The organism is Cellulomonas sp. McL0617 (assembly GCF_049994875.1).
Taxonomy (GTDB): Bacteria; Actinomycetota; Actinomycetes; order Actinomycetales; family Cellulomonadaceae; genus Cellulomonas.
The window spans coordinates 2,817,601-2,832,814 of the sequence record NZ_CP188256.1; the positions used below are offsets into that span (position 1 = coordinate 2,817,601).

Consider the following 15,214-nt stretch of genomic DNA (forward strand, 5'->3'; position numbering starts at 1 on the left):
CATGCCCACCGCAGATCGTCCGTCCAGCGACGACCGACTGGCCGCCATCCACGCCCAGCTCGTAGACGCGGTCAACGACCTCACCACCTCCGAGGCCTGGGCGCGGATGCTCACCATCGCCGCCCGGTTCACCGACTACTCGCCGTCCAACGTGCTCCTCATCGCCACCCAACGCCCCGACGCCACCCGCGTCGCCGGCATCCGCACCTGGAACTCCCTCGGACGCCGCGTCACCAAGGGCGAACACGGCATCGCGATCCTCGCCCCCTGCATCTCGCGACGAACGGACGACCAGCCGCCGCCGCGACCAGATCAACCTCCGGAGCCGGGCACCGCGGACTCGACGACCGCCGCCGACCGGCACGTGCTGTCCGGGTTTCGAGTGGTCCACGTTTTCGACCTCACTCAGACCGAGGGCGATCCTCTGCCCGACGTCGCGCCGCAACTCTTGACCGGCGACGCCCCAGACCACCTCTGGGAGCACCTCGCGACGCTCGTCAGAGAGGACGGCTACGCCCTCGACCGCGGACCCTGCCCGCCCGGCGTCAACGGATACACCGACCCCCTGAACAAGAACGTCCGAGTAAGCCAAGCCGTCGAGCCCGCCCAGGCCGCCAAGACCCTCGCCCACGAACTCGGCCACATCCGCGCCGAACACGCCCGCCGATTCCCCGACTACGCCACCGACCTCGTGTGCCGAGGGCAGGCCGAAGTCGAAGCCGAGTCGATCGCCTACATCGTCACCACGAACGCCGGAATGACCAGCGACGTCTACTCCGTCCCCTACGTCGCCTCCTGGGCGCGAGGTGACACGGTCGTCCTGCGTCAGTCGGTGACCACGATCTTGGCGACCGCCCGAACGATGATCACCGGACCCCGCGCTGCGGAACTGAGCAGGAGCGGAACCGGTCCGACGCTGCTGGTGTCTCGAGCCGCCGCCTCCGCGAGGCGGGCTGGCGCACCACAATCCCGGGGATAGCCGATCCGTGCGCGGCCGCGGTTGGTCGGAGCGCCGGCGGCACCGATGTCCATTTCGGGCAGTCCGCGAGTCCCCGTTGTCGCGCGCCGGTCTCTAATGGACGCCTCCGGCTAGCGCGAGACCCGCTATCCCGCTGCGACACTGGCGCACCCGGGCAGACGCGAAGGACAGAGACCCGCTTCAGGAGCTCGATCGGATGGAGCCCTCAACCTGCTGACCTGCAGAAATAGATGCGGGCATGGCAGCCATCGCCGACATTCCGGGAGCTTCGATGACCACATGCTGACCACGCGTCGGCGGGCAATCGGATCATCCTCGCGCCAGCTATCTCCACCTCCGGCCAGGTGATCTCACACTCTCTCCACTCCGACCACCTGCCTAACGGCGGCAGTCGTAGTCGTCCGACTGCAACTGAGCCAGTCCGCGAACGGAAGAGCCACGTGCACCTTCGACACCGGCGGCCATCCCCCGGAACGCTGGGGAGACGCGTCCAAGAACTCGGACTCTCGAGATCCGCCGCCTGCAGCTTCCAGTTCGCCGAACTCGGTCGTCCGCCGAAACCGCTGTCGATCGGCGACACCCGACCCTTGCGAAATCGCGATCGTTTCGGCAAGGACTACGCCGGATGAATTTCACGTGCGACACACGCCACGACAGTCGCGGTGCTAACGTCGGGGCGTGGCGAGCGTGTCGAGCAGAACCGCATATGTGGTATTGGCAAGTATCGAGGACGAGTTCCGGACCCTCGTCGATCATTTCGCGGGCGACCGACAACCTTTAGACGTGCTATCAATCGATGTTGTGGAACGCGTCCGCGAGCGAAGGCGCCGCGACAACCAAGCGCGCGACTTTGAGACACTCGCACAGGCACTGCCATACCTTGATTTTCAAGAGGCCTACGACACAGCCAACGCCATCCGCGCGAGCCTTCCTCAAGAGTTAAAGAGCGGCCTCACGGGGCTCGCGTCAAGAGTCAGCGTCATAACCGGAATACGCAATCGAGTCGCCCACAACCGTCCGCTCGGCGTAGACGATCTGCCGACGGTTATCGACTTTGCGCACGACCTTGCGAGCATTAACGGGTGGGATTGGGATTCGATCTCTAGCACGCAAGCAGAACTGGAGCGAGACCCATCCTACATCTTTAACGTCGACCCCCTTCTCATCGCAGATCCCGACACGTCCGTCGCGCACAACCTGCCGATTCCAGATTATGACGAGACCTCGTTGCTTGGCCGAAAAGATGAGCGCAGACGCCTAATCCGCGCACTTCGAGGGGCCTGGCCGGTAATTTCGGTGCTCGGCGACGGAGGAATCGGCAAGACCGCCTTGGCGCTCCAGGTGTGCTACGACCTGCTGGAGCAAGACTCATGCCCTTTCGAAGCTATAGTCTGGGTTACGGCAAAGAACGCCCAGCTTACTTCGACCGAAATCGTCCGGATCGAATCCGCCGTAGAGGACTCCCTTGGATTGTTTGCGTCCGCCGTAGAGGTCCTCGGGGGCACGGCCAACTCGACCACAGCCATCGAAGAACTCATTGAGGTTCTCGAGGCGTTTCCAACCCTACTGGTCCTGGACAATGTTGAGACAATTCTCGATGAGAACTTTCCGACCTTGCTCCGGGAGATTCCCGTGGGAAGCAAGGTTCTGATCACCAGTCGAATCGGCGTCAAGACGGAGAACCCGTACAAGATATCGGGCCTTTCGGTCGACGACGCGGTGATTCTTCTCCGGTCCCTTTCTCGGGCTCGCGGCGGCGTTCTGCCGGCGGGCGTGGAATCGGACCAGTTGAAGCAATGGGCCTTGCGAATGAATTGTCACCCTGCATACATAAAGTGGTTCGTCGCCGGCCTTCAGACCGGTCAGGTGCCGGAGAAGTTGCTGGACGACGACGGACTTGTGCTCGAGTACTGCATGTCAAACGTGTTCGACTATCTATCGGACACGGCGAGGGCTGCGCTGCGCGCTATGCTAATGGTGCCCGGTTCCCACACAATGGCCGAGCTGGCGTTCATGGTTGACTTCGACTCGGCAACAGTCCAGCAGGTGGTACTGGATTTGACGACAACCAATTTTGTGACCCAAGTGCGGAGCGGAGCATCCGGCACCGGTCTTGAACTCAGCGAATTCGCGCGGGCATACCTCAGGCGGACGCTTTCAATCGATCCTGTTGAGCGAGAACTTGTCACCGAGCGCCAAAAAGCCCTGTACGCTGTCGGCGGAGGGTTGCGGGCGGCGCATGCTCTAAATCCATACAGCCCCGAAACTGTCGACATCCGTGGAGTCGGCGACTATTCAGCGGCCAAGTTGCTCCGCGAAGCGCTCGATCTCGCCGCGAACGCTCGCTTCGATGACGCGCTTCGTCTGTGCTCTGAGGCTGCAGAACTCGCTCCTGGATATCACGAGGCCGCCCGCGTAGAGGGGCGCATTCATCATCTCTCGACGAACTTTGGCGAAGCATTCGAAGCATATTCGCGCGCCCGTGATTTGGCCACCCAGGATGGGTACGTCGCATACGAGTTTGGCGAGTTCCTGGTCCAGTCCGGCTACAATATTCGGCAGGGTGTCAGAGAATTGCAGCGCGCGGCGACGCTTGATAAGGGATCGGCGACCGTGAGGCTCGCCGTAGCGGGCGCGCACATCTCGAACGGTGATCCGCGTTCTGCGATGGACGCTTCCGCGTACGCGGTCAAGAATGCAGTTGCGGCAGGTGCCGAAGTTCAGGCCGCCGCATTCTCGTTGTGGCGATCGGCCGCCTACACTATCCAGGCCGCGGTTAGCTCGGAGAACTGGGCCGACGTCGCCGAAGTGGTCGAATCAGCACTTGACGCCACCGCCGATCTAGCGAGAGACCAGTTCCTGCCAAACACTCTGGACCTCATGTCGTGGGTCGAAAAAATGAGTCGGCACAGCGCGATCGACGCCTCCGATTCCTACATTGCTCGGAGGTTGCTTGCGTTGGCCGATCAGGTGATGACGCGGCGTCTCGCGGTGGATCCCGAGCATTCTGCTCGTTGCGTGGGCGAAGTGCAGAACGTCGTCGATCGTGGATTTGGTTTCTTGCGGGACGGCGAGAGGATATTCTTCTTTCACGCACGGGACATGTGGACCCGAGACTTCGACCGACTTGCCACAGGATCGGTCCTTGCGTTCACGCCGAGCGGCAAACCGCAGCGCGATGGAAAGCCTCAGGCCGTGTCGTTGAACTGGATCGGCTGAGGCCGAACATCTCGTCCGCTCCGGTGCGGGGTAGGCGCGCATGCGCTCGTCGGGCCCTACGCAGATGCACACGGGGCCGTCGGGTCGGGCCGCCCGACCATCGTTGACCAGACACTCCACGTCTGCCCGCAGTATGTGAGGTGCTTCGTCCGGGCGAAACCGCACTCGACGTTGGCCACCTTGAGCGCGGAGAGGTCGCCGCCGAATTGGTTTCAACCGCCGGAACCGCAGGGCGCTCCCGTTTCGATCCGTTTGATTGCTATCGACGAGCGCGGTGGCCGTCGGGGCGGCACCCGGTTCGTGCGACCCAGTCGGTCAGGCGATTGATCGCGGCGGCGAACTGTTCGTGCCAGCGGAGCGGCGCGTCGGGCGACGCGCTGGTGGCGAACGCGCCTTGCCAGGCGAGGTGTAGGGCGGACAATTCCTCGAGGAGCTCGGGGTGGTCGTGCCAGCAGTCGGGCACGGTCCGATGGTCGAGTCGGTAGCGGTCAGTCAGCCAGTCGATCCACAGGTCGAGCTCTTCACGCAGGAGCGTCTGCGAGTCGGGCGAGTGCGCGGACCACACGATCGGTACGGGCAGGATCGTGGGCTGGGTCAGGACGCGGGGCGGGTAGAACGGGTCGTCTCGTTCCGGTCGGCTGGTCATTGGCTACCTCGCCATCGTGGGGGTGGGTACCCGTGTCGGGGACGCGGACAGGTGTCGACGGTCCGCGTTGGCCGCGTGTGCTGCGATGGCGGCGAGCCAGGCGTCGTGGGCGGGTCTGTCGTGGGGTTCGGGGCCGAGTTGCTCGAGCCAGGAGGGTTGTCCGTCGAGTGCGGTGCGGGTTAGTGCCTCGACTCGGTTGGCGATGATGCCGTGGACTTGGTCGAGCAGGTCTAGTCCGTCTGGGTCCAGGCCGATCGGGTCGTTGCTGGAGGGGATGTCGCGCGGGTCGTCGCTGTTCCGGCGCAACCAGGCGGACGTCCGCGCGAGGATTGCGGCTACCGGCTCGCTGTGGTCGCGAACGTCGAGCACGGCTCGTACGACGGAGTCGACGCCGTCGTTCGGGGCGACGGTCGCGATGCGGTCGAGGTCTGCGAAAAGGCGCCCGCCATCGGGTGAGGTGCCGATCGCGTGCATCGTGTCGTGGTCGACGCCGAGCTCGACGAGTCGGGTGGTCCACCGGTTGCGGGTGGCGTCGCCGTACAGGGTGCTGGCGATAGGTTCGAGGCGCCGCAGCGACGTTGCTTCGTCGAGCCGGTCGGCGATCGTGGCCGTGGCGGAGCGTTCCGCGCCGCTGGTGGCCAGGATCGTGGTCAGGATGTCGCGGGCGTCCCCGGCAGCGCCGGGGTCGGGTGGGGCGTCGCAGTCGGCGTCAATGCGATCGACCGCCAGGTACAGGTGGTTGCTGTCCCGTCCGCGGGTCATCGCGACGTACAGGTTCTCCCGGGTCATCCCCACGTGTGCGAGGACGTGCGCGTTGTCCACCGTGATTCCCTGCGCGCGGTGGGTGGTGGTGGCGTAGGCGAGGTCGAGGTTCGTCGTCGCGTACGCGGCGGGCAGCGTGACCTCCGCGTCGTCGGACCCGGTGATGGCGACGAGGCCGCGGCGCGCGAGTTTTGTGCGTGCCGGGGCGACGAGCAGTGACCCGTCGGCGTGGATGGCGCGGACGTCCCAGAGGTCGCCGTTGCGGACGTATCCGCCGGCCCAGGTCAGGTGCCGGTCGTTGAGCCGGGTCACGATCCGGTCTCCGATCCCGATCGTGGTGCCGTCGCTGGTGGTGATGCCGCCCGGCTGCACGAGCCCGTCCTGTACGCGGTCGTTGTGTGCGCGGGTGTTCAGTGCGGTGACGGTCGTGGTGTCGGCGGCGAGCAGGATCGCGGTCGTGCCGGCGGCGACGTCGGCGGACCAAGCTGTGTAGGCGTCTTCGAGCATGGAAGGTGCCGGGCCGGCGTGCAGGCGCCCGGCGTGCTCGTAGTCGTCGAGGATTCTCGGGTCGCCGGCGCGTAGGCCGGTCGTGGCCGCCGCTTCCCAGGGATGGGTAAACCGCCACAGGGTTCGCAGGTGCGCACCGCCGACCCGGTCGACAAGGAGCCCGAACGCTCCCCCGGCGTCCACCGCAGAGAGTTGGGCGTGGTCGCCGACGAGCAGGATCTTCGCCCCGGCGGCCTGGGCTTGGCTGGTCAGGTCGCGGAGGGCGAGGGTGCCGGCCAGGGAGGCTTCGTCGACGATGACCAGTTGTCCGGGGTGCAGCTGCCAGCGCTGCTGCTCGGCCAGCAGCGCCATCGTGGCGGTGTCGATCGTGCGGGCACGCAGCAGGTTCATCCCGACCGTGCGCCGCTCGGCGACCAGGTGCGCGAGCACCGCGCGCCGCTGGGTGGCGGCGGGACCGGTGGACTCGTGCAGCCACTTGGCGGTGTTCTCGCAGACGATCCCGAGCGCCCCGGCCAGGTTCGCGGCCGCGGTCGAGGAGGGTGCGAGCCCGATGACGGACGCGCGGCCGTGCGAGCGTTCCCAGACCTGCCGTACCGCGGCCAGGGTCGTCGTCTTGCCGGAACCGGCGGGGCCGACAAGGAGGTCGATGCGTCGCCCAGACGTGGCGACTTGCCGGGTGGCGGCTTCCTGGTCGACGGCCAACGGCCGGGACGGGTGCACCTGCAGATCCGCGTCCAGCACCATCGCCGTGGGGCCGGAGGTGTCGGCGGCCGCGGCCAGCAGGTCAGCCTCGGCCCGCAAGATGACTGCGTCGGTGAAGGTGTGCTCGTCCGGGCGATCGAACACGCTGGCCCCGCCCGGCACGGCATAGACGCCGGCCGCGGTGAACACGGCGGGCGCCTCCAGGCTGACACTGCGCCGCACCACCTCGTCAGAGATGACCTCCGTCAGCGCGAGACGCTCAGCCTCGCTCGTAGTCAGCAGGGGCTTGGTGACGCGCAAGGTCTCGGCCTCCACGTTCCACCGGGTCCAGGTCGAACGTCGCTCCCGCACTCCGTCCAGCACCCGCGACGCGAGCTCGCCAACAACCTCCTTCGGCAGGTCGCCCACTCGGACAGGTCGCGCGTGCGACGTGCGGATGGCCCGCGCGGTCAGCTCTTCCGGCGTCAGCCCCGTGACCTGGCGGGCTCGTGCACGCCAACGGTGCAGCAACTGGCCCAACGGGTGGACCTGCTTGGTGGGGCGCGTCAGTCGGGTCACATGCTGACGCAGTTGGACGATCTCGATCCGGTTCGGCGCCCGCCCATGACTCGCAGCGAACGTCGCGATTTGGGCAGTCATGGCCTCATCGATCTGCGTGGTGCGCTGAGAGAACGCGCCCATCAGCTCATCTGTCACGCCCTCCAGCTCGAACCCGGGCGTCCGCCGCGGGCCGAGCGAACGCCACCCCCAGCGCACCGGGAGCCGGCGAGCGACCTCGTCGGCAAGGAACGCGTTGTACAGCTCGCTGACAGTGACTACGGCATGGTGCAACGCGCGCGAGTCCAGGGACCGCCACGCCCCGTCCAAGCCCTGCACCTTGTTCGCGAGCACCACATGGGTGTGCAGGTTCGGGTCCCCCGCTCGGGAGTCCCAGTGGTCGAACGCGGCTATGACCGCGCCGCGGGTACGTTCCTGGCGGCACCCGTCATGGCCCGTCCTGGTAAACAGTGCGCGGTCCTCCACGAACCGCACTGCAGAGGAGACCGCGGCGCGGTGCGCGTCAGAGACCGCCTGCTGCACCTTCGGGTCCCCGAGCGCCCACAACGTGGAGACCGACTTCTGCACCGTGAACGTCATGTCGAACCCGGCGATCGTCGCACCCGTCCGCTTACCCAACTCGACGTTCGCGATCGACTCGACCGCGGCCGCACGCGCCTCGGGGTCCATCCCGTCCGGAAGTTTTTGTACAGCTGCTGCGACCCGGTCCGTGGGCGATGGCGACGGGCGATACGCGCGGCCCAACGCACCACCCGTAATCGGGTCGACTCCACGGGAGAACAGCCGCGCCATCGCTTCCTCGTCGACCATCGTCCCGGCGACCAGACCGACCGGCTCATGCCCGTCGCGGGACTCCCCCAACCGGTCCAGACCCCGCCCGAACCAGCGGCCCGACGGGTTGCCCGACTCCGCGTAGTACGCCGTGACCGGTGAGACGCCTGCGCGATCGCAGTCACCCGTCGCGATGTGCCGCAACAGGTACTGGTAGCCGGCACCGGCCGTCAACCGGTGCATCGTCATCACCATGACGCGTCCCCGCGCGTCTCACTCGCACTTCGCTCCATGCCAGCAGGAGTCGACGATCGAGCAGAAGACGCGACGCCTCAGCCGAGATGCCAGAAGTGTCAAGCCACTTCGTACTTCCGGACTTGGTCGTCCGAGGCTGCCGTCCGAGCTTCTCCGCCGGCCGCTGCGACGGGGTGGTGCGAGGTTGCGCGTGGACATCGTCGACCTCGATTGCTGACCACTGAGTTCGCGTGCGCTCCGCTCGCAACGTCGACGTGACCGGCCGTCGCGTGTTGCTCGTCGTCGTCGCGTTCCGCTCGTGACGACGACGCTCGGCGCGTCGTGGCCAGCGGCCGAAAGTCTGCTGCCGTCGCGTCTTCTCACCCTTCGTCGATACCTGCTGGTGACGGTGACCGTTGCCCACAGCTTTGGACTGTCGATCGGATCGACTGCCTGGCGATGCAACCGTCGATGACGGCGCGGATTGGCCGCGTCGGCGTGGGAGGTGGTCATTGTGGGTGCAGCATGGAACGAGCCGGCCTCAGCACTTCTCGAGCGAGGTGCGCCGGGCTGGGCGGGCCTGTGCGCTCTGCTCGACGCGGCCAGTCACGGCGCCCTGACGTTGAGCCTGGCAGTACCGCTGGGTGCCGGTGTCGATCTGACCTTCGCGGCGATCGAGCTCGGGGAGGCACGCGAAGAGCTGACGTGGTCGCGACGACGACCGTCGTCGGATGCGACGTCCCGCCTCGGTCCATTGCACGTCCGCGACGACCTCGGCGAAGCCCTCCAGATCATCGAGCACCTCGTCGACGTCGCGATCGACCGGACCCTCACACTGGACGACGACGAGGCAACGCCCGATGACCTGGACTGCCTGGGCAAGGTGCTGCGCAAGTTGCACAACGCCCGGCAGGAGCTCGCGAGCGCCGTAGCGTGAACCCGGCAACCTACGGCGGACTCTTCTTCGACGCAGCACTACACGCCCAAGACGGGCGCAACGCCCTGCACCTCGAGCGGTTCCGTGACAGGGATCAGGCCGTGACCGCGATCGCGTCATACAACCGGCTCTGGGACGCCACCCGCCGGCACATCTGGACTCTGCTTGGACTAGGACGCATGGTCGGTCTGGCCGCCTCCGACCATCAGGCCCCAGTGGAGGCCGGTGCTCTCCTGCTGTCGCGGGAGATCCGGGTTGGCCGTGCCTCGGCAACGCGCCGCGCGGTGACCTCGCCGCCGCAGGAGGCGTGGGACCAGGCCGCGGTTTGCTTGGGTGCCGCATCCGATCTGCTGGCCTTGCATGTCAATGACACCGGGGGCGCGCTGACCCCCGACGCCGAGATCGTTTGGGAACCGGCCGCCCGCAACGCGGCACTGGACAGCGTCGCCGAACTCGTCGCCCGACTCTCGAGCACGCGAGACCCACTGGCCCTGCGAGCCGGCCAGGCGGGTCTCGCCTGGGAACGTGTCTCTCGCAGCTTGCCCCCCACCGAGCGCGCGCGCGAAGCCGCCTTGCAGCTTCGAAGCATCGCTGAAGTCGGCGACGCCGACCTGCCCAGCTTGGATGGCCTCACGCCTGCCGGAAACCACCTGCTCAGCGAGCCAGTCGACCGGCTCGGCAGCCTCGTCGCACGGATCCGACGCGCCTCCTGGAACCTTCACCATCAGCCCGACCGCTCGATGCGCACACTGATCGACGTCGCGCGATGCGGCTTCGAAGTCGCCGTCCACACCGCCGTCTTCCACGGTGTTGATCTGCACGACCCCGGCATCGTGACACGCGAACCGGCCGCACAGCGGGTGCTGGCCTGGCACACACTGCTCGTCGACCTCAACACCTACCTCGGCACGGCACCCGGTAACGCCCAAGTGCACGCCGACGTCGTCGCTGTTCACGAGCTGCTCGCTGGCCTGGTGCCGCGCGACCAGATGACCGGCGACCGCGGCGCATCGGCGGATCTTGCCGAGCGCTACCTCGGCGGCACACTGCACGGCGCCTGCGCCGGTCTTCGCCAGGCCGGCGAGTGGACCTCGACGGCGTTCGCACTACTCGCCCACTCCGAGCAGGCCTTCGTCCCGATCACCTCCCTGAGCCGGAACCTGCTCAGCGAGAACCACGAACTCGCCGCAGCGAAGCTCACCGCGCACAGGCGACTGATCGCCGCGCCGACAGAACTCATTGAGACCACCCTGGACCGCTACCGAGACGTCACCAAAGCTGGGGTCGTCGGGCCATCGGCCGACACGCCAGCGTCCGCGCGCCCGGGCCCTCGACCCCGCAGGGAAACCGCACACATCTTGGCCCGCGAGCCAATCGCACGCCCGTAAGGTCAGGCGAGAGCGGGCCCCCGCGTGTCCCTAGTTTGAGGATTCGGCGTGTGCCAGCTCCCGGTGTCGAGCGCGGTCCGCGGCCTCTACCTGGGCCGGTGGCGTGTTGCCGCAGTACTCATCTCGCAGCACGAACGCTCCCACTGCGAGCAGGTCAGGTGGTCAGCCTCGCGAGGCGCCTCCCGCTCCCGATCGCCGGCGGCGTGCGGTGGAACGAGCCACATGATCGACCGCGCCACGTCCGAATGCTAACGACCGGAGCTGCCAGTCGACCGATCGCGCGCAACCCAGATTGATCACTGAGCCGTGCTCAGGCGGTCTCGCGACTGCGCCGCAGTCATCTGGGTGAACGACCCGACGCCCGGCCCTCCGATGTGCTGCTGCCCTTACTCCGGGGCGCCGGCGGTCCAACCGCTGGGAAGGAGCGACGCTGGCGTGCATCGGCTCTCGACCACCACGGGAAGTCCCGTGTCGGCCGATTGGATCGTGGACATCATGACGTCGAGAACGTGCAACGCGAGACGCCCGTCCGTGCGATGGGGACCGCCATCGCGGATCGCGCGGACCATGTCTACGATCCCGCTGCCCCGTCCCGAGCCGCCGGTCGTGCCCGGCGAGACGACGTCGGAGGTTTGCTCGATCGAGAACGGGAAGACGATCGTGTCGCCGTCGAATCGGTTGGGATCGGGCAGACGGATACTGCCTTCGGTCCCCGAGATCTCGAGCTCGGACGCGAACAGAGCGGTGTCGAAGCTGATCGAGAAGTCAGCGATGGCTCCGCTCGCGAACGTGTAGATCGCCAGGACGTGCGTCGGGACTTCGACCGGGATGGCCTCGGCGGCGTGGGAGCCCATCGCGACGACGCGAACGTCACGAGCTCGGTCCGCCACTGCGGTCACCCGGGCGATTGGGCCGAGCGCCTGAACGAGAGCCGTCAGATAGTACGGACCCATGTCGAGCAACGGACCGCCGCCGTGAGCGAAGAAAAATGACGGATTGGGGTGCCAATAGTCCGGTCCACAGTATTGGAATCTTGCGTGCGCGCTCCGCGGGATGCCGATGCGGCCAGCCTCGATCAACGCCAGCCCCGTCTGCAGGCCTGGTCCGAGGAACGTGTCGGGTGCGCAGCCCAGCCTTACTTCGTGCTGCTCGGCGAGCTCGACCAGTTCTCGGCCTTCGTCCATGGACACCGCCAGGGGCTTCTCGCTCCACACATGACGGCCCGATACGAGGGCAGCGCGGGTGAGCTCGTAGTGCGCCTGTGGAACGGTCAGGTTCACCACGAGGCCGACGGTCGGGTCCGCGAGCAGCTCGTCGTACGTGCCGTGCGCGGGAACCCCGAACTGGGCGGCCCGTTCTGCGGCTCTCGCGACGTCTCGTCCCGCCAGGAAGCGGACATCGACCTCATCGCTCGGAGCGAAGGTTTCCATGAACTGGTCAAGGATGTCGCCAGTTCCCACAATGCCCAGACCGACTGGATCACTCACGCGGGCCGTCATTGCACGGACCAGCCGCCGTCGGAGGTCAAGACGGCCCCGTTGATGTTGACGGCGTCGTCGGAGAGCAGGAACGTGATGGATGCCGCGAGGTGCTCGGCGAGGGCCACCGGGGGCATGAGCGCAATGAACGGGCTCGTGCGTTCCTGACCGAAGGCGGAGATCCCCGTCGGCGCCATACCCGTGGCCACGCCACCGGGCGCGACGGCGTTCGTGCGGATGCCTTGGGGTCCGTACATGAATGCCGTGGATCGGGTGAGGCCGAGGACCGCGTGCTTGCTGGCCGTATACGCCACACCGGCCGCGTTGCCACGGAGCGCGGCCTCGGAGGCGACGTTGACGATGGAGCCTCGACCGGCCGCAAGCATGAGCGGGATGAATGCGCGACTGAGTCGGAACGCCCCGTCGACGTTGACGGCAAAGCATCGCTGCCACACGGCGTCCGACGTCTCGTGGACGGGGCTGAAGTCGTCGACGACGCCGGCGACATTCGCCAGCGCGTCCACCCGCTCTCCTGCTGCTGCGACGATCCTTTCGACATCCTCGGCGAGGGTGATGTTCGCCGTCACCCCCACGAACGTGTCGGCGTCGAGCGACTGGGCGGTTGCCTCCAGTCCGACGGTGTTGACGTCGACTCCGATCACCCGCCCACCTTCTCGGGCGACCCGGGAGGCGACGGCGCGGCCGATCCCGGACCCGGCGCCGGTCACAACGACCACACGCCCGGTGAAGCGCTCAGGCACTATCCGCTCGTGCCACGTGCTGTCGTCCAAGTCCTCCTCCGGTGCGACCCCGCCGTTCGCCTGGAGCACCAGCTGATCCACGACCTCTTGCGGGAACGCGCCCTGGCTCATTGCCACGACCTGCTTGAGCGGGAGGTTCCGCGCCGGTGCCAGGGCATCCGGATCCGTGCCCGCTTGTGCGAGGAGGTTTCGCAGGAAGGGCCCGCCCTCAGGGTGGTCCAACCACTGGGCGACGGTGCTGCCGGCCGTCAGAGGCTTGTGCGTAGTCACGAGCACTTCTCCTTCGTCGATGCTGCAACGCGAGGTGAAGACCATGGTGGTCGACCTGGCGCCAGGGGTGCGTACAAGACGGCGATCTCTGGGTCAGAACTCAGGACCATGGCGATCCCGCGCCGATCGGGTACAGCGGATGGGGCGTGACTGTGACGTCTTCGGGCGTCTGCCGGACATCCTCCATCGACCGAGGGAGCTCGACCGGAAGCCGTCCGCTCGGACGCACGGTGTCGGTCAGTGCCGACAGCAGGGCTCGCTCCGAGACGCCGAAGGTGACACTCAGTCCTGCGACGGCATCGACCAAGGGCGTCAGAACAGCCGGCCGATCCATCGAGACGTCCACATGCAGAGGCACCAAAGCCGCGAGGGTCTTGAGGCGGTACACCAAGCCTGGCTGCAGGTCGAGCGAGCCTTGATGAAAGTACTTCTCCAGGAACAGGTCGTCCCGAGGTTCGAACGGTGCCCCGATGCGAACCAGCGCGACATCCGCGTCCGCTGGATCCGCGACGACCGTGCCGTACTCACTCACGATGCTTGCATCAATGCCCTCGACGTAGATGCGCAGGCCCGGCCGCAGGGGCAGGAGCCGACGACCATCGACCTCCCTGTTCTCGAGAACGACCACCGAACGCGCCTGCGCCAGGAACCCGGCGTGGTGTGAATCCGGGTTCCCGAGAGTCTGCTCAGCGTGGTCCTCGTCGACGAAGGGGTCGTCGAACAGGCCGAGCTGGAACTTCACGAGCAGAAGCCGTTGCGCCGACTCGTCGATGCGCGCCTCGGTGACCTGCCCTGAGCGGACGAGCTCGAGCAAGAGTTCCGTGCACTCTTCGCCGCCGAACTGATCGGCGCCCGCCTCGATGATCTTCAGCATCCGTCCGGTCGGGTCGAGGTGCTCGACACCCCAGGCCCGCGCCGGAAGGACCTGGTTGCCCACGACGTTGTCGTTGACGAGCTCCCAGTCGGTGACGATGACGCCTGTGTATCCGAGCTGTTCGCGGAGAAGTCCCGTCAGGATCTGGCGGTTGTAGCCGAATCCCACCTCCTCGATCTCCTCGCCGTCGATCACGAGGCCCTGCGGCATCCCGTAGTACGGCATCATGGCCGCGGTGCCGGCGCGGATGGCTTCTCGGAACGGCTCGAGGTGCTCCTCGAAGGCACCGCCTCGATACACCTGCTCGCGGCCGTAGGGAAAGTGCGCGTCCTCTCCATCCTTCTGCGGACCCGCCCCTGGGAAGTGCTTGGTGGTGCACGCGACGCTTTCGTGGCTCACCGCTTCACCCTGGAAGCCCTCGATGTAGGCGCGTGTGTACTCAACGGCGAGAGCCACGTCTGCGCCGAACGTCTGTAGCCCGCGGGTCCACCGTGGCTCGCTCGCGAGGTCGACCTGGGGATGGAGTGCCGCTCGGATCCCCACGGCGCGGTACTCGTCCCGCGCTGTTCGTGCGAAGTCACGGACTGCGCCCGTGTCCCGCAGAGCGGCAAGGCCGAGTCCGTCGGGCCACTTGGAGAACGGCCCCTCGGCGAACGAGGCAGCGACGTTCTCAACGAACGCGTGGCGCGGGTCGGTCGAGACCGTTACTGGGATGCCGTGGGGTGTGTTCTCAGCAAGCCGTTGGAGGGAGTTGCTCCAACGCGCGGCATTTCGAGCGTTGTCGAGATGGTGAACATTGAAGTGATTTATGAGCTTCCCGCCGACGATGTCGCTGGTGGCCGACATCGTCATCATCCCGGGTTCTTCCAGGAGCGTTCCTTGCTCGCCGACGGCGATGCCGGTCTGGAAGAGCAGGCCCACCTTCTCCTCGAGCGACAGCCTGGCGAGCAGATCGACGGTTCGCTCCTCCGGCGCTCGACGTGGGTCCTCGTACGGATCCATGACGCCGTTGCCGTTGAGGTCCCGGTAGGCGACGCCATCCGGACTGATCGAGTACGTGGGTTGCATGGGGTGTGACCGTCTTTCGCAAGTGGGAATCGCACGACACCGACGAGAACTCAGATGTGG

9 protein-coding genes are annotated in these 15,214 nt (G+C 66.7%); 4 read left to right on the forward strand and 5 right to left on the reverse strand.

Annotated elements, in window-relative coordinates; all coding sequences use genetic code 11:
• Nucleotide 1 precedes the first annotated feature (1 nt).
• Both ACPPVS_RS12725 and ACPPVS_RS12730 read left to right on the forward strand, forming a co-directional pair.
• Nucleotides 2-979 (forward strand): ArdC-like ssDNA-binding domain-containing protein, encoded by a 978-nt coding sequence (locus tag ACPPVS_RS12725; RefSeq protein WP_426592630.1) that lies wholly within the window; start codon nt 2-4, stop codon nt 977-979.
• A 678-nt stretch (nt 980-1,657) separates the two neighbouring features.
• On the forward strand, nt 1,658-4,198 hold the full coding sequence (locus ACPPVS_RS12730; RefSeq protein WP_426592631.1) for an NB-ARC domain-containing protein: 2,541 nt from the start codon (nt 1,658-1,660) through the stop codon (nt 4,196-4,198).
• Between the two features lie 259 nt (nt 4,199-4,457).
• Here the strand turns inward: ACPPVS_RS12730 and ACPPVS_RS12735 are convergent, their stop codons facing one another.
• Both ACPPVS_RS12735 and mobF read right to left on the reverse strand, forming a co-directional pair.
• Nucleotides 4,458-4,844 carry a hypothetical protein gene (locus ACPPVS_RS12735; protein WP_426592632.1) on the reverse strand — a complete coding sequence of 129 codons (387 nt, stop codon included), beginning with the start codon at nt 4,842-4,844 and terminating at the stop codon, nt 4,458-4,460.
• Nucleotides 4,845-4,847: 3 nt separating this feature from the next.
• Nucleotides 4,848-8,399 carry a MobF family relaxase gene (gene mobF / locus ACPPVS_RS12740; protein WP_426592633.1) on the reverse strand — a complete coding sequence of 1,184 codons (3,552 nt, stop codon included), beginning with the start codon at nt 8,397-8,399 and terminating at the stop codon, nt 4,848-4,850.
• Nucleotides 8,400-8,892: 493 nt separating this feature from the next.
• Here mobF and ACPPVS_RS12745 point away from each other — a divergent pair, with 493 nt between their 5' ends.
• Together ACPPVS_RS12745 and ACPPVS_RS12750 are read left to right on the forward strand one after the other, a co-directional pair.
• Nucleotides 8,893-9,315, forward strand: coding sequence for a hypothetical protein (locus tag ACPPVS_RS12745; RefSeq protein ID WP_426592634.1), 423 nt, complete (start codon nt 8,893-8,895; stop codon nt 9,313-9,315).
• Nucleotides 9,312-10,703, forward strand: a complete 1,392-nt coding sequence (locus ACPPVS_RS12750; RefSeq protein ID WP_426592635.1) for a hypothetical protein — start codon at nt 9,312-9,314, stop codon at nt 10,701-10,703. The genes ACPPVS_RS12745 and ACPPVS_RS12750 overlap by 4 nt, the downstream gene beginning before the upstream one ends.
• 386 nt (nt 10,704-11,089) lie before the next feature.
• Here the strand turns inward: ACPPVS_RS12750 and ACPPVS_RS12755 are convergent, their stop codons facing one another.
• From ACPPVS_RS12755 to ACPPVS_RS12765, 3 genes are read right to left on the reverse strand one after another with little or no spacing between them, the layout of a single operon-like run.
• Nucleotides 11,090-12,190 carry a Gfo/Idh/MocA family protein gene (locus ACPPVS_RS12755; RefSeq protein WP_426592636.1) on the reverse strand — a complete coding sequence of 367 codons (1,101 nt, stop codon included), beginning with the start codon at nt 12,188-12,190 and terminating at the stop codon, nt 11,090-11,092.
• A gap of 8 nt (nt 12,191-12,198) precedes the next feature.
• Nucleotides 12,199-13,257, reverse strand: coding sequence for an SDR family NAD(P)-dependent oxidoreductase (locus ACPPVS_RS12760; RefSeq protein ID WP_426592637.1), 1,059 nt, complete (start codon nt 13,255-13,257; stop codon nt 12,199-12,201).
• A 55-nt stretch (nt 13,258-13,312) separates the two neighbouring features.
• A complete protein-coding gene (locus ACPPVS_RS12765) occupies nt 13,313-15,154 on the reverse strand; it encodes a glycoside hydrolase family 3 protein (protein ID WP_426592638.1) in 1,842 nt (613 codons plus the stop codon).
• Nucleotides 15,155-15,214 lie beyond the last annotated feature (60 nt).